At 43.7% G+C, this 19202-nt stretch carries 17 protein-coding genes and 1 riboswitch; all 17 genes read right to left on the bottom strand.

The features are described from left to right. Positions 1-63: 63 nt before the first annotated feature. Positions 64-1326, bottom strand: coding sequence for a tetratricopeptide repeat protein (locus FC51_RS01390; protein WP_057909169.1), 1263 nt, complete (start codon positions 1324-1326; stop codon positions 64-66). A 66-nt stretch (positions 1327-1392) separates the two neighbouring features. Then, the gene (locus FC51_RS01385) at positions 1393-1668 is read right to left on the bottom strand and encodes an HU family DNA-binding protein (protein ID WP_057909170.1); all 276 of its coding nucleotides are present in this window, start codon (positions 1666-1668) and stop codon (positions 1393-1395) included. 208 nt (positions 1669-1876) lie between these two features. Beyond that, positions 1877-3184 (bottom strand): ribosome biogenesis GTPase Der, encoded by a 1308-nt coding sequence (der, locus tag FC51_RS01380; protein ID WP_057909171.1) that lies wholly within the window; start codon positions 3182-3184, stop codon positions 1877-1879. A 96-nt stretch (positions 3185-3280) separates the two neighbouring features. Next, positions 3281-4525 carry a 30S ribosomal protein S1 gene (gene rpsA, locus FC51_RS01375; protein ID WP_057909172.1) on the bottom strand — a complete coding sequence of 415 codons (1245 nt, stop codon included), beginning with the start codon at positions 4523-4525 and terminating at the stop codon, positions 3281-3283. 83 nt (positions 4526-4608) lie between these two features. Next, the gene (gene cmk / locus FC51_RS01370; protein WP_057909173.1) at positions 4609-5286 is read right to left on the bottom strand and encodes a (d)CMP kinase; all 678 of its coding nucleotides are present in this window, start codon (positions 5284-5286) and stop codon (positions 4609-4611) included. 32 nt (positions 5287-5318) lie between these two features. Then, positions 5319-5954 (bottom strand): LysM peptidoglycan-binding domain-containing protein, encoded by a 636-nt coding sequence (locus tag FC51_RS01365; protein WP_057909174.1) that lies wholly within the window; start codon positions 5952-5954, stop codon positions 5319-5321. Positions 5955-6018: 64 nt separating this feature from the next. Further along, complete coding sequence (locus FC51_RS01360; RefSeq protein ID WP_081037507.1) at positions 6019-7470, bottom strand: RecQ family ATP-dependent DNA helicase; 1452 nt, start codon at positions 7468-7470, stop codon at positions 6019-6021. Next, a complete protein-coding gene (locus FC51_RS01355; RefSeq protein WP_057909175.1) occupies positions 7460-8518 on the bottom strand; it encodes a helix-turn-helix domain-containing protein in 1059 nt (352 codons plus the stop codon). Before FC51_RS01355 ends, FC51_RS01360 begins: the two co-directional genes overlap by 11 nt. A gap of 126 nt (positions 8519-8644) precedes the next feature. Beyond that, a complete protein-coding gene (locus FC51_RS01350; protein WP_057909176.1) occupies positions 8645-9226 on the bottom strand; it encodes an ECF transporter S component in 582 nt (193 codons plus the stop codon). An 89-nt stretch (positions 9227-9315) separates the two neighbouring features. After that, positions 9316-9437: riboswitch (FMN riboswitch) on the bottom strand. A 40-nt stretch (positions 9438-9477) separates the two neighbouring features. After that, positions 9478-10206 (bottom strand): pseudouridine synthase, encoded by a 729-nt coding sequence (locus tag FC51_RS01345; protein WP_057909177.1) that lies wholly within the window; start codon positions 10204-10206, stop codon positions 9478-9480. Positions 10207-10217: 11 nt separating this feature from the next. Then, on the bottom strand, positions 10218-10799 hold the full coding sequence (gene scpB / locus FC51_RS01340; protein WP_057909178.1) for an SMC-Scp complex subunit ScpB: 582 nt from the start codon (positions 10797-10799) through the stop codon (positions 10218-10220). Next, positions 10789-11538: a segregation and condensation protein A gene (locus FC51_RS01335; protein WP_057909179.1), complete on the bottom strand. Its 750-nt coding sequence runs from the start codon at positions 11536-11538 to the stop codon at positions 10789-10791. Before FC51_RS01335 ends, scpB begins: the two co-directional genes overlap by 11 nt. Then, positions 11531-11893, bottom strand: coding sequence for a hypothetical protein (locus FC51_RS01330; RefSeq protein WP_057909180.1), 363 nt, complete (start codon positions 11891-11893; stop codon positions 11531-11533). The genes FC51_RS01335 and FC51_RS01330 overlap by 8 nt, the downstream gene beginning before the upstream one ends. 12 nt (positions 11894-11905) lie before the next feature. Continuing rightward, entirely contained in the window at positions 11906-12793 is an 888-nt protein-coding gene (gene xerD, locus FC51_RS01325; protein WP_057909181.1) for a site-specific tyrosine recombinase XerD, read from the bottom strand. A gap of 9 nt (positions 12794-12802) precedes the next feature. Next, positions 12803-13663 carry a CvfB family protein gene (locus FC51_RS01320; RefSeq protein ID WP_057909182.1) on the bottom strand — a complete coding sequence of 287 codons (861 nt, stop codon included), beginning with the start codon at positions 13661-13663 and terminating at the stop codon, positions 12803-12805. 146 nt (positions 13664-13809) lie between these two features. Next, positions 13810-15567, bottom strand: coding sequence for a pyruvate kinase (pyk, locus tag FC51_RS01315; RefSeq protein WP_057911128.1), 1758 nt, complete (start codon positions 15565-15567; stop codon positions 13810-13812). A 238-nt stretch (positions 15568-15805) separates the two neighbouring features. Next, complete coding sequence (dnaE, locus tag FC51_RS01310; RefSeq protein ID WP_057909184.1) at positions 15806-19153, bottom strand: DNA polymerase III subunit alpha; 3348 nt, start codon at positions 19151-19153, stop codon at positions 15806-15808. Positions 19154-19202 lie beyond the last annotated feature (49 nt).

The raw sequence follows: 19202 nt of genomic DNA, 5'->3' as shown, positions 1-19202 counted from the left end.
GTCAGAGTGTGGGCCACGATGACTTCCATGTCCAATCGTCGTTTCCCCGTTCTGTTTTCATCTTTACAAGTCTTGGTCTTCTTCATACATTGAAGCCATTTCAATATCGCCTGGAACCAGGTCCAAATACTTCTTCAGGTATTTTCGTTCGGGTTCTAATTGCCCCGCTTCACGATAAAACAGCGCGGCGTGCTTTAAAAAGTCAGGATTGTCGCTTAATTCATGAGCCGCTAGTTCATAGTTTTGGTCGGCTTTTTTGATGTTTCCGGCATCTTGATATGATTGTGCCAGGTTGTATGCAAGATGGGCGTCGACGACGTGTTCATCGGAAACTGCTTCTAACAGCGCTAAATTGTCGCTGTAGCGTTCGTGAGCGATATACCAGTCAGATAGTAAGGTCAGCAGTTCAACGTCCTCAGGGGCGATTTCATGGCCTTTTTTGAAATACGTCAAAGCCAGTTCGTCCTCATTGTCCATCAGTGCAATTTGACCCGCTTTCTGCCAAATTTTTTCGTTGAACTGATCAATTGAAATGCCTTCTTGAATTGCCTTTAAAGCTTCGTCAACTCGTTTTAAGTTGACATAGGCATCCGCCAAGTAGGGATAAAGTGAACTGTATTGCGGATCTGAGTCGCGTAGATCTTGGAAGGCCTTGATCGCTTTTTGATACTCTTTGAGGTTGAAATAAGTAAATGCTAATTCAAATTTAACATCGCTATTCATGTGAATTGGCTTGATCTGTTCAAGGTACCCCAAAGCCTGCTCGAACTTGCCGATTTCAGCATATGAAACGCCAAGCCGCTCAATCAAATTCACGGCAGACATTTCCAAAGTGCCGGATTTGATGAGATCCAGATACAAATTGATTGCTTTACGATAGTTTCGGGTCGTGAAATAAAATTCTGCCAGAGCAAATTTAATGACATCCTCGTCAGGCGCCAATTTTTGGGCCGCCAAGAGCTTTTGTTCACTAATCTCAAACATTCCCTGGGTCTGGTACAAATCGGCCGCCACCATCAAGGAACGGACATATTCGTCCGAATCCGGGGCTACTTGAGATAAATAGTTGAGTGCTTGATCATCGTGATCATCATCGATTGCCAATTCAGCCAAGTTAATCTTTAAGCCATCGTCTTCAGGATATTTTTGAGCCAGGTGTTCATAGATGGTACTGGCATCTTTTGAAAATCCCAGTGAATACACTTCTTCAGCTAACGAGTACAACATATCATCGGAGTCATTTGCCAAAGCTTTTTTCAATGATTCTTTGTAATCATCGATTTGGCCAGCCTCAAGTTGATCTAACGCGGTTTTTGAATAGCTCATATTTGTCCTCCAAAGTAAATAAAAAAGCCAGCCCGACAAATGCCGTTCTGGCTTAACAGATGAATACTATTTAACAGCATCCTTGAGCGCCTTACCAGGTTTGAAAGCTGGTACTTTGCTTGCAGGAATTTGAATTTCTTGACCTGTTTGTGGGTTACGGCCCTTACGAGCGGCACGTTGACGTACTTCGAAGTTACCGAAACCGATTAATTGAACCTTGTCACCTTTTGCTAAACTAGCTTGGATTGATTCAAATACTGCATCCACAGCTGATGTAGCGTCTTTTTTAGTTAAACCAGTTGCAGCTGCAACATCGGTTACTAATTCTGCTTTGTTTGCCATGAGTGTATTCACCTCCCTCAAAGATAGGTATGTAAAACATTGCAAATCAAATTCTCACAAATTCAAAATGCTAAAACAACGCCTTTTTGAAGCATCATTTCTTTTTCAAAGATAGCATAAGAACGTTGTCATTGCAATGCTTTTGCCAAATTTAGTGCCGATAAACCCCGAAAAATCAAGATTTTGTTAAGAATCGGTCAAAATCGGCTTATTTTCGGCTTCGCTTGATGATTTTGATTGGCGTTCCAGTAAAGTCAAAGTTATCCCGAATTTGGTTCTCCAGGAACCGAACATAAGAAAAATGCATCAAGTCTGGATTATTGACAAACACCACAAAGGTTGGTGGCCCGGATTTCACCTGAGTGGCGTAATAAATCCGCAGTCGTTTTCCATTTACGGTCGGCGTTGGATGAACCGACACGGCATCCATGATCACATCGTTCAACGCAGAAGATTGAACCCGCTTTTCGTGATTATCATAAACTTGTTTGATTAAGGCCGGCAGCTTTTCAATTCGCTGTTTGGTGACGGCCGAAACAAAGATAATTGGCGAATAGGCCATATATTGAAATTCGTTTCGAATCAGTGTCTCAAAATCCTGTTGGGTATGGTTGGTCTTTTTCAAGGTATCCCATTTGTTCACAACGGTAATAATCGCTTTACCAGCTTCATGGGCATACCCGGCAACTTTTTTGTCCTGTTCACGAATACCTTCTTCAGCATTCATCACAAATAAAATCACGTCGCTTTGATCAATTGCCTTCATTGCCCGCATGACACTATAACGTTCTGTGTTCTCGTAAACCTTGCCCCGCTTACGAATTCCGGCAGTATCGACCATGGTAAACTTCATACCGTCTGCTTCAAAACGCGTGTCGATCGCATCTCGGGTAGTTCCGGCAATGTTTGACACAATTACCCGGTCTTCTCCGAGAATCGCATTCACCAACGATGATTTGCCGACGTTTGGCCGACCGATAATACTGAAGCGAATATCGTCATTTTCTGGTGTGCCTTCATTTTTAGGAAACTTCTCAACAACTTTATCGAGCAAATCCCCCAATCCCAGACCATGAACACCGGAAATGGGCATTGGATCACCAAAACCTAATGAGTAAAATTCATAGATATCTTCTCGGCTTTCAGGGTTGTCGACTTTATTGACTGCTAGAACAACCGGTTTATCGCTCCGATATAAAATCTTGGCAACCTGTTCATCATCGGCTGTTAAGCCTTCTTTGCCACTGACGATAAAGACAATGACGTCTGCTTCGTCAATTGCAATCTCCGCCTGGTTTTTAATTTGTGTACTAAATGGGGCATCACTAATTTGAATTCCCCCTGTGTCGATCATTGCAAATTTAGTTGCGAGCCATTCACCGTGTGAATAAATTCGGTCACGCGTCACACCCGGGGTATCTTCAACAATTGAGATCCGGTCGCCGGCAATTCGATTAAAAATGGTCGATTTTCCGACATTTGGGCGCCCAATAAATGCAACTGTAGGCAGTGCCATATAAATCCCTCCTTTGCTTAAGTAATTCAGAAAGAAAGGAGCTGGGACAAAACTTACGTTTTGTTTCCAGCCCCTTTTCAAAATTTAAAGTCTCAATTATTTGTTATCGTCATCATTGCTGCCGGATTTTTTCAATTCGTCACCAATGAGATCACCTAAAGTAAAGCCAGTTTCTTCTTCAGGTGCATTGCTGATTGAACGGTCGTTAGACTTACGTGATGGCCGTTTGTTAGAAGACTTCTTTGGTTTGGATTCTTCTTCAGGTGCATCAGTCAAAGCCTTGATTGATAATGCCAAACGCTTTCTGTCGGTATCAACATCAAGAACCTTAACTTGAATCTTTTCGCCAACCTTCAAAACATCGGCAGGTGTGTCAATGTGTTCATGAGCAATCTGAGAAATATGAACTAAACCTTCAACACCAGGGAATACTTCAACGAAAGCACCAAAGTCAACGAGGCGCTTAACAGTTCCCTCAAGAACGCTGCCAACAGGAGCTTTTTCTTCGATTCCGTCCCAAGGTTCTGGAAGAGTTTGTTTGATTGAAAGTGAAATTCGGTTACGGTCGAAGTCAACAGACAAGACCTTAACCTTAACTTGTTGACCAACTTTAAGGACATCTGACGGCTTGTCAACTCGTTCGTAGGCGATTTGAGAAACGTGAACCAATCCGTCCATGCCACCAAGGTCCACAAAGGCACCAAAGTTGGTCAAACGGGCAACAGTTCCTTCAACAACATCACCTTCGTGAAGCGTCTCCATCAATTTCTCACGTTCTTCAGCCTTTTCAGCCTGAACAATTGACTTGTGAGAAAGAATTAATCGGTTTTCAACTGGATCAATTTCAATAATCTTAAGCTCAAGTTCTTGACCTTTAAATTGATTCAAATCATCAACATAATGGTCGGAAATCATTGAAGCTGGGATGAAGCCACGAACGCCGGCGTCAACAACCAAGCCGCCTTTAACAGCTTGGCTGACTTTGGCAGTAATGGTTTCGTCGTTCTTTGACTTTTCAGCCAATTCGTCCCAAACTTTACGGGTTTCCAAACGACGTGATGAAAGCAGGAAGCTTCCGCCTTCTTTGTCGCTTCCGATACGGGAAGTTACAACCAGCTTCAACTTGTCGCCCTGCTTAATATCATCAACATTTTGTGAGGATGACAGTTCGCGTGGTGGCACAACGCCTTCAACGCCTGAACCTTCAATACCCACAATTAATTGTTGGTTGTCGTCCTTGGCCAATACTTCACCAGTTACAACGTCACCAACTTTTACTTCATTAACGCTGTTTAAAGCGTTCAATAGATCGTTCTTATCGTTATTTGCATTTTCACTCATCAAACAATTCCTCCTTGAAACAACTCTAATCATAATTTTATCTTAAATCGACCAATATTACCAGTCAATTGACCAATTAGTTGCTATTTCAATGTTTTATTTATAACTTCAGCGATTTTTTCGACAACTTGATTGATAGAAAGTGAGGTTGTATCAATCTCCACAGCATCATCGGCTTTTGTCAATGGTGAAATTTTTCTGTGAGAATCTTTATAATCTCTTGCTTCTATCTCTAATTGTAATTCATTAAGGGGTGTATTGATCCCTTTTTGAATGTTTTCTTTATATCGTCGTTGAGCGCGCTCTTCAACACTGGCAATCAAAAAGATCTTCACTTCGGCATTTGGTAAAACAGACGTGCCGATATCCCGGCCATCCATTACAATCCCACCGTCCTTGGCGATTGCTTGTTGTTGTGCGCTCAGTTCCTCTCGAACGGCAGCAATTGCAGCGACCGCCGATACCGAGTTGGTCACGTCTTCTTGGCGGATCGCTTCGGTAATTTCTTTGCCGTCAATAAAAACCTTCTGACCGTCGTCTGCCGGTTCAAAGGTAATTTTGGAAGCCTTAACAATTTTTGCGATTTCATCGACATCGTCAAATGAAACCCCGGACCGGATCGCTTTTAGCGTGATTGCCCGATACATGGCGCCGGTATCACAGTAAATATAATGAAATTGTTTTGCCACTCGTTTGGCGACTGTACTTTTACCGGCAGATGCCGGTCCATCAATGGCGACTTGTAATCCATTCTTTCGCATTCTAACATTCCTTACCTAACAATTTATTTGTACTACCTGACCCGCAGCCGCTGGCCCGGATAAAGCTGAGAGCTTGACGTCAACCCGTTCATTTGCATTAACTGAGCCGTCGTAAGGCCGTTATTATAAGCAACCCGAAACATCCCCTGTCCTGCTTTAACGGTTACGTATTTGTGGCCGCTGGTCGAACTAGTCGCTTTTTTAGCTGTTGAAGTTGTTTTCTGGTTTTGAGCGGTTAAGCTGCTTTTCGACTGGCTTGTCGACGATGATCGCGGCTTAGCGGTTTGCTGACTTGTTGAAGCAGACTTCGACTGAGTCACAGCGGCCTTTTTCGGTTGCTTTACATCAGACTTAGCCTTCTTGGCTGTCGTTTTTGGTGATGATGATTTTTTTTTTGCAGAATCCTGTCGCACAACTGTCACGGATGATGAGGCAGCACTCTTGGTATCATTTCCCATCGCACTTTGGCGAACCAGGCCGTAAACCAATGCGACGACCGCCACAATAATAATCAGGGCGGCTAAAACAACGGTAATTAAATGATGGTTTTGGCTTTGCTTTCTCAGCTTAACCCGAGAGAGATGACCATTTTCATCACGATCCTCAGAAAACGTTTGGTTCCATGGTTGATCTTGATCGGTTTTATGTTGTTCATCGTTGGACTTCATATTGACCCCCCTTTGATCAGAATATAGACAAACTTATTTTATCATTAATTGCAATCATTTTATCTTAATTTTTTAATAAAAACAGCTGATCGATGACTTGACGCCAATCTTTTGATTGAATTGGCCCGGTTGTTGAAGAAACTTTCAAGTATTTTTGATTAAAATTCCGCCAATCCCCCCAAAAATCCGAGTCATGATCGCAACAAAAGGTCCGATCATTATCTGATACGTCTTCATCAAAGTAATCTAAAAGTTGCGTTCTCCGACAACCAGGATGATAAACATAATTGACCATTGCGGAAAGCTCGGCGATTCGGCGACGTTTAGCTTGATCAAATACCCGCTGGACCGACTCAAATGAAAGCCCCTTGTCAAAATAATACTTGATGACTCTGAACTGATCATCATCGTTTAGCGCTTTGGGGTGTTGATAAAGGTAGTCAACTACCCCAATATCTGGAATGGTATGGTCAATCAGGTTAAGCTGTAAATACCGGTCATTTGGCTCATACAACAAAATGGCCAAACTGGGTTTTTGATCCCGCCCACAGCGACCAATTTCTTGGACATAACTTTGAATATTGGCCGGTAAATGATAATGAATAACAAACCGCACGTCGTCCTTATCGATTCCCATTCCAAAAGCACTCGTCGCACAGACAATATCCAAATTGCCATCCATGAACTGTTGTTGAATATGAAATCGGCGCTGATGATCCATTCCGCCATGGTAAGCCATCACTTTGCGATCGGTTTTTTGATTCAGCATGTCGGCAACTTGTTCGGCCTGCTTTTTACTGGAAAAATAAATGATCCCTGCGCCGTTTAACGTTTGGACAAGCTCCAACAGCGTTTGATCCTTATGTTTTTGGTCCTGGCAAATTTGAGCACTCAAAAAAATATTCTTGCGGTTAATCGGCAGCAGGACTTGTTTGGGCTTGGCTGTTTGAAAATTCAAATGATTCAAAATATCTTGGCGGACAAATGGCGTGGCCGTGGCGGTCATCATCAAGGTCAACGGTTGGCCGAGCTTTTGGCGAACCTGCCCCAATTTTAAATAGTCAGGTCGAAAATCCGGGCCCCACTCTGAGATGCAGTGGGCCTCATCAATCACCAACAGGCCAACGTTTAGGTGGGCCATCCGGTTTAAGATGTCGGGGTGAGCCAGCATTTCCGGCGAAACATAAATAAATTGATACTGGTTCAAGTGGTCGATAATGACCGCCTTTTCGTGAAAATCAAGTGCCGAAGTCAACGCAACCACCCGCTTTGATCCCAGGTATTGCAACCGACTGACTTGATCTTGCATCAACGAAATCAAAGGCGAGACAATCACCACCCGCTGATGGGTGAGTGCACCATACAATTGATACAGCAAGGTCTTTCCACCACCTGTCGGCAATACCGCCAACGTATTTTGACCATTTAACAGATACTGAAGGATCGCTTCTTGACCAGGCCGAAAGTGATCAAAACCAAAATATTTTTTTAAGGCAACTTTTAGATCAGTCATCATGTGCTGTTTTACTCCTATAAATTTGAAACAATCGAAATTCGAAGAAACTTAACCCGGGAACTTCTTCGGCTGCTTGATCAAACGCCCAGTTGGCAACATCATCGGGTTGGGTCAAAGTGAGCTGTTGAAATGTTTTCGGCTGAATTAATGATTGATATGGGAATTGGGCAACCGGCGCCATAATGGCCGCTTCGATGAGGTGTTCATAAACCGTGGTCTGCTTAATCCGCCGTTGTGCCACGATTTGGTCAATGCTGGGCACCATTTGTCGGCGGTATAATTCAAACGTTTTTTTAGCGCTATTCGAGATGACCGGTTTTTCCAATCCAGCCGTTAATTGCATGAAGGGGTTGGGTTGAGGATGTTTTTGAATCAACAATAATAACATCCCGTAAAGCTGCAGCCACTGGATTTCGATAATGGCTGGCCTGGTTTTGAGTGAATCAGCCAGCTGGTCTTCAGTCATACCAGAAAAGTGGTGACCAATTAAACTCTGAACAAAGACTTCAGCGCGCTGGTCATTATCTAAACGGCTTAAAAAGCCCCTCAACAAATCATGAAATTGCTTCGGTAGGTTCTGCCGTTTATTCGCAATGAACCAGTGTTTCAAAAGTTGATCATCATAGTAGCCAAGGGATTGGGGATAGTATTTATGATTGGCGTAACTGTATTCCGAAACGATCTGCGAAGCAAAAACAAACCTTTGTGCAAACCGATTGACATCAAACCGTGACGATACTCCCAAGTATTTCAGCGGCAATAATTGAGCCGTGTAGTCATCGTGGATCGCCTGTCCCTTCTTTGTTAATTTAAACTGAAGACGGTCGTCAACCACAATCAAACCGGCTTGAGAAAGTTTCAGGGCAACTTGTTGATCATCGCCAAATTGCTGGCCATGCAGGCTATCCACAAAGTCCAACATGTCGTACTGCAATGCCCAGTAAAGATTAGAAACCGTTCGTCTGCCAATCAGTGCGTTTTTCATGGCCTTAATCCGCCGGTATTGCGTTGAACTTCCAAAGATGAGGCAAAGCGTTTCTAAATCCATAAGATCCCCCAAAACCAATTCACGCCATTACAAAAGGCTAGCAACAAACCGCAAGTCCGTTCTAGCCTTCTAACATTACTCACTATTCAATTATATACGAAATTGGTTAATTATAAATGCTTTAACTTATCGAAGTTTCAACCTCGGCAGGAAACTGCCCTTGATCGCATAGAAAACGCCGCCCACGACAACGCCTTTAATCAGATTGAACGGCACTGCCCCAAACAAGATGACTGTTGAAAGTGGAAAGCCCAGCTTCATATTCATCAAGTTCATGTAAAGCGGAATGACGCCCAACCAGTTAATGGTCGACATAACGATCATCAACGAGATTGCCATTGTCAAGATCACCAACGTCGTCTTTTTCAGGCCGCTGGTAAACGAAAATGCCCGCTCACCCAGGTAATAGCTCCAAATCAGAACCAGTGATGAAATTAATGATGACCCAACCCCAATGAAGCCAAAAATCGATGCGCCAGTGGTGACCCAATAAAGAAGCGCCTTTAACCCGGCAATCGTCATCCCACCAACGGGGCCAAAAATAACCGTTCCAATCAAGATTGGCATGTCGCTTAAATCAAGCTTCATGTATGGGACAATCGGAATAATTGGAACTGACAGGAACATCAAAACATAAGAGCACCCTGCCAAAATCGACATCTCCACCAAACGAGTGGTTAAAACCTGCTTGTGATTACTATTTTCCATTGAAAAAACCTCTCCTCCAATGGTCAATCTTCAAAATAATGCCCTGACAAAAAGAATTTGTCAGGGCATTATAAAAAGCATCGTAAGAATTTAATCTTCTGCATACCAGACTTTACTGTCGGTCCTGGAATTTCACCAGTTCATCACGATCGCTCATGAGTCGCGGACTATCACCGCCGGTCGGGAATCACACCCTGCCCTGAAGATAAACCAATTTAATTAACTTAAATATATCAAATACTCACTAAAAGTCAACGATTTGTTTTTCCGGTCAATTCTTTCAACTCTTCAACTTCATGTGGTTTAAGTGGTCGGTAATCACCAGGTTGTAAGCCCTTCAAGGTTAAGAAGCCATATGTTTCGCGACTTAATTTTTCGACCGGATGGCCGATCTTTTCGAACATATTCTTAACTTGGTGGTTACGGCCCTCATGAATCGTTAACTGAACAATCGAGGAATCCTTATTGGTTCGGATGAGTTTGGTCTTCGCCTTAGCCGTCTTTCGATGGTCGATCACGACACCCGTTCTCAAGTGTTTCAAATCATCGTTGGTGACAATCCCCTTTACTTTGGCAACGTAAGTCTTTTCAACCTCATACTTGGGATGGGTTAATTTGTTGTCCAAATCGCCATCGTTGGTGAGGAGCAATAACCCCGAAGTATCATAATCCAAACGACCAACGGGATAGATACGCTCAGTGACTTCATCAAGGATATCAACCACCGTTTTTCGATGCTTATCGTCACTCACCGCTGTAATCACCCCACGGGGCTTATACAGCAAATAATAGACAGGTGCTTCTTTTGAAATTGGCACCTCATCAACTTTCACTTCGTCATTTGGGGTAACTTTGGTTCCAAGTTCCGTCACCACTTGGCCGTTGACTTTGACGTGGCCGGTTGAAATCAATGTTTCAGCCTTTCGTCTTGAGGCAACGCCCGCGTGGGCAATCACCTTTTGTAACCGTTCTTCGTTCATAAATCGACCTCCTAATGGTCTTTGTCTATTTCTTTGTTAAATCTGGTTAAGAGTGAATCACTGGTATCATCATCCAAAACTTCATCTTTCGGCAATTCGGGTAAGTCCTTCAACGACTTGAGGCCAAAATAATCCAGACCGAAATTGGTGATGCCATACTGCTTGGGATTTCCAACCTCTTCCTTGACGCCGGTCACCTCGATTAAATCCTGGTTAACCAATCGATGAAGGAGTGCGGAACTATTCACACCACGAATCTGATCAATTTCGATTCGAGTAATCGGTTGGTTGTACATAATAATTGAGATGGTTTCCAAGGCAGCTTCGGAAAGCACTCGGGGTTTGGCGTCGTTAATGTAATCGCCGACTAACGCGGATAGCGCTTCTTTGGTCCCCAATCGATAAACGTCGTCACTGACAAAAACTTTCAAACCACAATTCTCATCAGTGGTGTATTTTTCGATGATTTTTTCAACCAGCTGGCGAACAGCTGCGACACTCAGGGCGGTGCGCTGCGCAATTTGTCGAAGGGTGATTCCCTGGTCGCCGGATGCATAAAGCAGTGATTCGATTTTGGCTAAATTACTGATCAATATATCCAGGCCCCCTTCTAATTTCAATTGCCGACTCAGCATCGGATTGATTTAAAACAACTTCATTGTATTTGGCCATTTCAAGAATCGCCAAAAAATCGGTGACAATTTCTTCCGGCTGGTCGGCTTTGTTGACCAGCGTGTCAAAAGAAATCCTGGCGTGGTCCCGTTTCAATAAGGCGCGCACTTTTTGACTCTGGCCCTCAATGGTGTAGGCCCACTCGTGAATGACGGTCGACATTGGTTGATTGTACTTAAAATGTTTCAACGCATCAACGTAACTCGCCATGATGTCGCCACTGTTAAACGGAGAGGGTTGAATCAACTCATCCTTGGTTGCCGGCACCGTCAGTTCGGACCTGGTGAAACTCTGGCGGCGAAAGGCTTCTCGGCGCTTCATGTCTTGGGCAACCATTTTGTAGCGCTTATAATTTAATAGCTGTGAAACTAATTCCTCTCGGGGATCTTCATGCTCGTCATCGGAATCATCATCGACCTCGTTTGGCAGCAGCATCTTCGACTTAATGACCATTAACTTAGCGGCCATCACAAAATATTCGCCGACAATTTCCAAGTTAAGCTGTTGGGCATCGTAAATATATTGCATATATTGTTCAGTAATCGTTGAAATCTGAATATCATAGATATCCATTTTGGATTCCTGAATTAGATGCAGCAACACTTCCAGTGGGCCGTCAAAATCATTTAAATGTAATTCAGGTTGAATAGTTTCAGGCATGATCAGGTGAATTCTCCCATTTTTCCCAAGCGGATTTATTGTCAAATCCGGCAACGATTTTATACTTTGGATACAAATCCTGTAAATCATCAAAAATTCGGTTGTAGTTTGCTTGATTGACACTTTGCGGCGTCAAGACCAGCTGATGGACCAGCAATTGATCGTCCTGCAATTCGATGCCGACTAATCCTGACCAATTATTGGACGGATCGCGCCACAAATAGATAATGCGGTTCTCCTTATTGGCATACCAGTTCATCTCCTGAGAGACGAGATCCATATTTTGTAGTTCCGTTACCAAGGAGAACAGGCCCATGGCAATTTTTTCATAATCTTTTCGATACTGATATAACATTAGTTATACTCCTTACGCGCGTGGATGATATTTGTTGTAAACCTCGGTTAAGTGCTGATGCGAAACGTGCGTATAAATTTGGGTGGTCGAAATATCCGAATGCCCCAGCAGCTCTTGGACAATTCGCAAATCCGCCCCGTTTTCAAGCAGGTGCGTCGCAAACGAATGGCGCAGCGTATGGGGCGTGACGTGGCGTTTAATGCCGGCTTGATTGACGTATTTCTTAATCATCAGCCAGATTGCCTGGCGAGTCAATTGTCTGCCGTGAGCATTTAAAAAAACAAACTCGGTATTTGGCTTTCCGTCGAGCAACGCGACCCGGGTGGTGGTCAGATATCGATTCAGCCAATCGACCGCAACGTCACTGATTGGAATGATCCGTTCCTTATCGCCCTTACCAATTGTTTGCAATAAATTCATCGGCAAATGCAGATCGCCCAGCTTTAAGTTCACCAGTTCGCTAACCCGAAGCCCAGTGGCATAGAGGGTCTCCAGGATTGCCCGATCCCGAATTCCTAATTTCTGATTGGTGTTCGGCATTGAAAGCAGCTGGTTAACCTGAGCAACCGTCAGAACATCGGGAAGGGTTTGAGCCTTTTTGGGAGAGTCAACCTTCAACATTGGATCGTCTTTGATGACCCCAAATTGCACCAGGTACTGAAAAAAGCGGCGCAGTGTTGAAACAACTCGGATTACGGTGTTTCTGGCTTTACGTTGTTGTTGAAGCTGCTCTAAAAAATTGAGAATGACAAACTGGTCAATTTCGGCAATTGACTTGGTCTGGGTTTTGAAAAAAGCATCAGCCTCTTGTAAATCCTGGCGATAGCTTTGAATGGTGTTGGCTGAAAGTCCTCGTTCAACCTGCAGATAATGTAAATAATCCTCAATTTGTTCGTGCATCGCTTTAACCTACTTTTTTAACGAAATATGCCCGTCCTCTTGAACAATTAAATTTTCTTTGAGCAAGTGACCCAATGCCCGCTTAAAGGCCCCTTTGCTGATCCCAAAATAGTCCTTAATCGCATCCGGTGTGCTTTTGTCGCTAAAAGCCAGCTGTTTGTCATCCGTATGTTCAATGGCCGCTAAAATCATCTGGGCGTCCTCACCAATTTCTTGGTAAGCACGGGGCTTGGTCGAAATATTGACGCTGCCATCGCGTAACATGCCGATTACCCGACCCTCGACCTCTTCGCCCAAACGTGGTTCCATTAATCGCTCATCTGGATGTAAAAATGCCAGGTTATAGTCTTCGGTTAGTAGGCGGGTGCCAGACATTTTAAGGCGGTAGGCCCGTGCTTTTAAATTCTTATTCTGCAAATCATCCTTGGCGGGTTTGGCAATGGCACTGAAGATTTCTTCATCGGCCAAATGACCCCAAATTCGGTTCTTGTTATCCACCGTCAAGTCGATTAAAAGTTGATCGCCGTCTTGTGGCCACAATGAACGGACAGTTGGGAGTTCGTCAATTGAAACGACGACGTCCTTGTTGGGCAGTCCAATGTCGACAAAAACACCCAAGCCAAACTTTTCCTTCACAACGGTCGCAAAACCGTAATGGTCTCTACGGATTTCTGGAATGTTTCTGGTAATTTGCATTTTATGCTGTTCATTTTCGTACGTAAAGCCAGTAAAGCTGGCACCAATTTTTAATGGCTTCTTGACTTCCTCTTTATCAAGGAGAAATGTTTCGCCCTCAATTTGAATAAAGTAGTCTTTATCATTTTCATCAATGACTTTTCCAGTCACAACTTGCGCAATTATATTATTCATGTTCGTCTCCGATCTAATCCATCATGTCACCATTTTACACGTTTTCAATCTAAATTTCGACTTCAGTCTTTAAATCACAAACAGGTCCGAACGGATTAACCGCCCGGACCTGTTCTTTATGAATTGTGATTACTCACAAGTTAAATTTAGATTGATGATGATGCGCCGTGATAAATGACACCACGATGTGAATCAACAGTAATCAATTCACCGTCAGAAATCTTGGTAGTTGCGTCAGCAGCACCGACAACAACAGGGATTCCCATTGAAATACCAACAACAGCTGCGTGTGAAGTCAAACCGCCTGTTTCAACAACAACGGCGCTTGCCTTTTCGATAGCTGGCAGATATTCTTTGTCAGTTGACTTGGTTACAAGGATGCTTCCTTCAGTAACCTTGCTCTTAGCATCAGCAGCGTTCTTAGCAACAACAGCTTTACCAATAACAGTCTTGTCACCAACACCTTGGCCTTGAACCAACTTTGAGCCGATCAATTGAACTCTCATCAAGTTAGTCGTGCCACTTTCGCCAACTGGAACACCGGCAGTGACGATAATTAAATCGCCTTCCTTAGCCAAACCAGTTTCGAGAGCCTTCTTTGAAGCTAATTCAAAGATTTCATCAGTGCTCTTAACTTCGTCAACCAAGATTGGGTGAACACCCCAGTTAACCATCAAACCACGACGGGTACGTTCGTCAAATGTGATGGCAAGGATGTCAGCATCTGGATGATACTTAGAAATCATACGTGCAGTGTATCCTGAACGGGTGGCTGCAACGATGCAGTGAACACCTAATTCTTCGGCAACACGGGCAACTGAGTCACCAATTGATTCAGTAACGTCACTTGAGTCAAACTCAGGACGTGGAGTACCGAATTCGCTAAATGCATTTTCAGCCTTAACGTCGATACGAGCCATTGTTTGAACTGATTCAACAGGGTAGTCACCGTTGGCACTTTCACCTGAAAGCATGGTTGCGTCAGTACCATCAAAGACGGCATTGGCAACATCAGAAGCTTCGGCACGAGTTGGACGTGGGTTTTCCTGCATTGAATCAAGCATTTGAGTAGCGGTGATAACAGGCTTGCCAAGTTGGTTACACTTCTTGATCAAAGTCTTTTGTACCAACGGAACGTTTTCGGCTGGAATTTCAACACCCATGTCACCACGAGCAACCATCAAACCATCAGATACCTTGATGATATCGTCAAAGTTGTTGATTCCTTCTTGTGATTCGATCTTTGGGAAGATTTGAACGTGTTCCATGTGCTTTTCTTCAAGCAATTCACGGATGTCCAATACATCTTGTGGTTTACGAACAAATGAAGCTGAAATAAAGTCGATGTCGTTGTCCAAGCCAAAAAGAATATCATCTGAATCTTTTTCAGTGATACCAGGCAAGTTAATGGAAACACCAGGTGCGTTAACACCCTTCCGTGAACCAAGAATGCCGTCGTTTTGAACAGTCACAACTAATTCTTTATTAGCGTCGTCTTTTTTAGTAACAACAGTGTCCAACAAACCATCGTCAAAAAGAACGTGGCCGCCTTCATGAACATCATCAAAGAGTCCTGGGTAAGTAACTGCAATCTTTTCTTTAGTACCCTCAAGACTTGCGTCCATTGAGATACGGAATACGTCACCAGTGTGGAATTCAATCTTGCCGTCTTTTTCAACGGTCGTCCGAATTTCAGCACCCTTAGTATCGAGCATAATTCCAACAGTCTTACCAGTCTTCTTTTCAGCTTCGTGAACCTTGTTCATACGATCAAGATGTTCAGGGTGGTCACCATGTGAAAAGTTAAATCGGAAAACATTAGCACCAGCTTCAATCAACTTAGTAATTGTTTCTACATCAGTACTTGCTGGGCCTAATGTACTTACGATCTTAGTTTTCTTCATAAGTAAAATCTCTCCTTCGGTTTTTGGGCACTCGACGCTTTTTCGAACCGTCTACAAAACGTCTCAAATCATGCATCGGTATCCTTTTAGATTCACCGGTTATTTTATCACTTTTTACACGGATTGTCGCCCACCTTTTAGGCCTAAATCAGTGTCTGTGATTTAAGCCGACAGCCAAAAAGTTAGGCCTACCGCAAATGAAAGCCTTTACCAAACTAAACTTTTTTTCTGAAAAAAATTACTTATACACGACATTATTATTGCCAAAGATTGTGATTAATTGTTCTTTTAATTTTGGCGAATCTGTCAGCCAAAATTGTTCAGCCAATGCCCACGTCTTTTTTGTTTCTGTCTCGAAGACAATCACGGGGACGTTTCCGTGATATTGGCGGCTTAATTGATTCAGATTGTGAAAGATAACGTTTTTATCCTGCTGAGCGTCAATCCGCAAATACCATTTTGAAGACGGCTTCTGTCGTTTTAAACTTTGTAGTGCGTTTGCCGCTGGCTGCAAGTCATTAGCAACCATCTGAATGTCGTTGGTTTTTTCAACGTTCCCCTTGACCAAAACCACCATATCCTTATGCAGCCAAGATTGCGTTTTGGAAAACAGATTCGGAAAGACCGTAATCGACGTTTCGCCTACCTGATCGTTGCCGTCTAAAAAGGCCATCTGCTTGCCGGTTTTGGTGCGGATAATCTTCACCTTGGTGACGTAAAGAATCAAATAGACATTTTTCATCCCCACTGCCATCGTTTGGGTTGTTTGCGCATTTAACTGGTTGGCCAACGTCTCAAATCGTTCGGTTGGATGTCCGGATAAATAAGCCCCAATGTATTCATTTTCCTTTTCCAGCTTGTCCATTAACGGCATCTCAGGCATCCGCGGCATCTTGGGCTCCAGCACTTTAAACAGGCTCATTGACTTGCCGCTTAGTTCAACTGAGCTGATAAATTCGGGCGTCGCCGCAATCAGTTCGGACCGGTTGTATGAAAAGCCGTCCAGCGCACCGGAATAAATCAGCGCTGAAATGAGTTCCGACTTACGATATTTATCATCCAAACGACTTAAGAAATCCGGAAAACTCTTAAACGGCCCGTGTTCGCGTCGCTCCGCCAACATGTCTTCAACCATATCATGCCGAACACCTTTAATGGATTCCAGGCCAAAGATAATTTTATCGTCTTGGTAGGAAAAGGCCGCCTGGCTTGTATTAATATCTGGACCCAGAACAGTGACTCCCATGGATTTTGCATCTAGCAAATATTCCTTAATTTTGACGGCGTTGTTTTGAACCGAATTTAATAAGGCAACGTGGAACTCGCCAGGATAATGAACTTTTAAAAACGCCAGTTCGTAGGCCATTTTGCTGTAGGCAACCGCATGGGATTTGTTAAACCCATAGTTAGCAAAGCGTTCGATATAGTCAAAAACCTTGTTGGCGACCGCTTCTGCATAACCACGTTTTTTTGATCCGGCCATAAATTGAACTTTCATCTGGTCCATCACGGCCAGCTTTTTTTTACTCATTGCCCGCCTCAAAATATCGGCTTGCCCTAATGAAAAGCCGGCCATTTTGGAAGCAACCAACATCACTTGTTCTTGGTAGACAATCACCCCGTATGTTGGCTTAAGAATTTCCTCCAGTGACTCATCTGGATAACTGAGCGCCTCGTTTGTCGTCTTTCGTTTGACAACTTCGTCAATATTTTGCATCGGACCTGGCCGATATAAGGCGTTAACCAACGCAATATCTTCAAAGCGGGTTGGAACAAGTCGCCGCAACACGTTTCGGATACCGTTTGATTCAAATTGAAAAATACCGGTGGTGTTGCCCTTGGCAAATAAGGCAATTGTTTGTGAATCGTCCAAAGGAACCGCGGAAATATCGAGGGCTTGACCAGTTGATTGCTTCACCTGATCCAGCGCGTCAGCTAAGATCGTTAAGTTCCGCAATCCCAAGAAATCCATCTTTAACAGACCGACTGATTCCACGTAGTCTTTTGAATACTGTGTCATCAACAAACCCTCATTGCCATTTTGAAGCGCAACCAGATCCACCAATGGCTGGTCACTTAAAACAAGCCCAGCCGCATGGGTTGAATAGTGCCTTGGCAATCCCTCCAACACCGTGGCGGTATCGTATAAGGCTTGATTTAACGGACCGTCGGCAATCAGATTCTTTAGTCGTTGGGAATTATCATAGGCATCTCGCAGCGTCACGTGAAATGCACTTGGGATCGCCTTACTCCAAACGTCTTGTTGCGCTGGATTGAGGCCGAATACCCGGCCGACATCTCGAATGGACTGTTTGGCAGCCAGGGTCCCAAAAGTGATGATTTGGGCGACCCGCTTGTGCCCGTATTTTTGATGGACGTACTGAATCACTTCGTCGCGTTTGTCGTCGGGAATATCCAAATCGATATCGGGCATCTGCACCCGTTCGGGATTTAAAAAACGTTCAAACAGCAGGTCATACTTGATCGGGTCGACGTCGGTAATCGTCAGCACATAAGCGACCAGGGAACCTGCGGCCGAACCACGCCCGGGACCAGTGATAATATTAGTCTGATGGGCAAAATTGATAACATCCCAGACAATTAGAAAATAGTTATCAAAACCCATTGAGTGAATGACTGAAAGTTCACGCTCAAGCCGATGTTGATAAGGTGTCGGATCACTCACATGATTGCTTGCCAGTCGTTTCTTTAATCCCTGTTCACAAAGTTGTCTTAAATACGTCCCCGAATCAATGCCGTTGGGCGTATCGAACTGGGGTAATTTAGGCTGTTGTTTTTTAATTTCGACGTTAGACTGATCAACGATTTGATCAACTTGGGTTAACGCATCGTTTAGATTAAGTTTACGATATTCACTGGCAACCTGATCGGCTGGACGCAGCCAATATGGCCCAACTTGTTTGCTCAACTGAGAAACATTGGTAATTTTGGTACCAGCAGCGATATTTTTTAAAACCTGCATTGGAAAATAGTCCGTCGCGTTAATGTAATCGATCGGTGAATCAGCAACCAATGACGTCGATGTATCGGCAGCTAACTTGCTAAGCATATCGATCAGACTGTCAGAGGCGTGGTAGTCGACCCCCAGCTTCAGTGATTGATTGTCAATGCCACTGTCCTTCAGCTTGTCAATCAATCCGACAACGTCCTCTGAGCGTCCCTGCAGTAAAAGGTCATTGACTTCAGCTAATGGTGGTAAAATGACGAATAAGTCACTTAAATAACCGGAAATTTGGTCAAAAGTAACCCCGTCGTTAGTCATTTTAAGCGTCGAAATTTTGAGTAGGTTTGCGTATCCCCGTTGATTTTTAGCAATCAATACAAGGTTGTACTGACCATCGTTTAAAATTAAACCGGGAATTTCAAGTGTCAGCCCGATGAGCGGCTTAATATTCGCCTTAAGACAGGCATCATAAAATTCGACCGCACCGTAGAGGACGTTCTTATCGGTAAGGGCCAGCGCCTGGTAGCCACGCTTAGCAGCCTCAGTGATCAAATCCGTGATCCGGACTGGGCTTTGAAGCAGACTATATGAACTGATAACCTGTAATGGAACATAACTCACGTGATGACCCCTCTTTCTATTTCAAATTATACCAAATTAATCGATGCGA

Source organism: Lentilactobacillus parabuchneri DSM 5707 = NBRC 107865, assembly GCF_001435315.1.
Taxonomy (GTDB): domain Bacteria; phylum Bacillota; class Bacilli; order Lactobacillales; family Lactobacillaceae; genus Lentilactobacillus; species Lentilactobacillus parabuchneri.
Note: the sequence above shows the minus strand (reverse complement) of the source record. Positions and strands in the feature narration are given on the sequence as shown.

Excerpts from the sequence above, each read along its gene's own strand:
- FC51_RS01320 (WP_057909182.1), bottom strand. The coding sequence starts at position 13,663 with ATGAATAATATAATTGCGCAAGTTGTGACTGGAAAAGTCATTGATGAA.
- FC51_RS01330 (WP_057909180.1), bottom strand. The coding sequence starts at position 11,893 with ATGTTATATCAGTATCGAAAAGATTATGAAAAAATTGCCATGGGCCTG.
- rpsA (WP_057909172.1), bottom strand. The coding sequence starts at position 4,525 with ATGAGTGAAAATGCAAATAACGATAAGAACGATCTATTGAACGCTTTA.
- FC51_RS01365 (WP_057909174.1), bottom strand. The coding sequence starts at position 5,954 with ATGAAGTCCAACGATGAACAACATAAAACCGATCAAGATCAACCATGG.
- FC51_RS01345 (WP_057909177.1), bottom strand. The coding sequence starts at position 10,206 with ATGAACGAAGAACGGTTACAAAAGGTGATTGCCCACGCGGGCGTTGCC.
- FC51_RS01350 (WP_057909176.1), bottom strand. The coding sequence starts at position 9,226 with ATGGAAAATAGTAATCACAAGCAGGTTTTAACCACTCGTTTGGTGGAG.
- der (WP_057909171.1), bottom strand. The coding sequence starts at position 3,184 with ATGGCACTGCCTACAGTTGCATTTATTGGGCGCCCAAATGTCGGAAAA.
- xerD (WP_057909181.1), bottom strand. The coding sequence starts at position 12,793 with ATGCACGAACAAATTGAGGATTATTTACATTATCTGCAGGTTGAACGA.
- cmk (WP_057909173.1), bottom strand. The coding sequence starts at position 5,286 with ATGCGAAAGAATGGATTACAAGTCGCCATTGATGGACCGGCATCTGCC.
- FC51_RS01335 (WP_057909179.1), bottom strand. The coding sequence starts at position 11,538 with ATGCCTGAAACTATTCAACCTGAATTACATTTAAATGATTTTGACGGC.
- FC51_RS01355 (WP_057909175.1), bottom strand. The coding sequence starts at position 8,518 with ATGGATTTAGAAACGCTTTGCCTCATCTTTGGAAGTTCAACGCAATAC.
- FC51_RS01390 (WP_057909169.1), bottom strand. The coding sequence starts at position 1,326 with ATGAGCTATTCAAAAACCGCGTTAGATCAACTTGAGGCTGGCCAAATC.
- FC51_RS01385 (WP_057909170.1), bottom strand. The coding sequence starts at position 1,668 with ATGGCAAACAAAGCAGAATTAGTAACCGATGTTGCAGCTGCAACTGGT.
- pyk (WP_057911128.1), bottom strand. The coding sequence starts at position 15,567 with ATGAAGAAAACTAAGATCGTAAGTACATTAGGCCCAGCAAGTACTGAT.
- FC51_RS01360 (WP_081037507.1), bottom strand. The coding sequence starts at position 7,470 with ATGATGACTGATCTAAAAGTTGCCTTAAAAAAATATTTTGGTTTTGAT.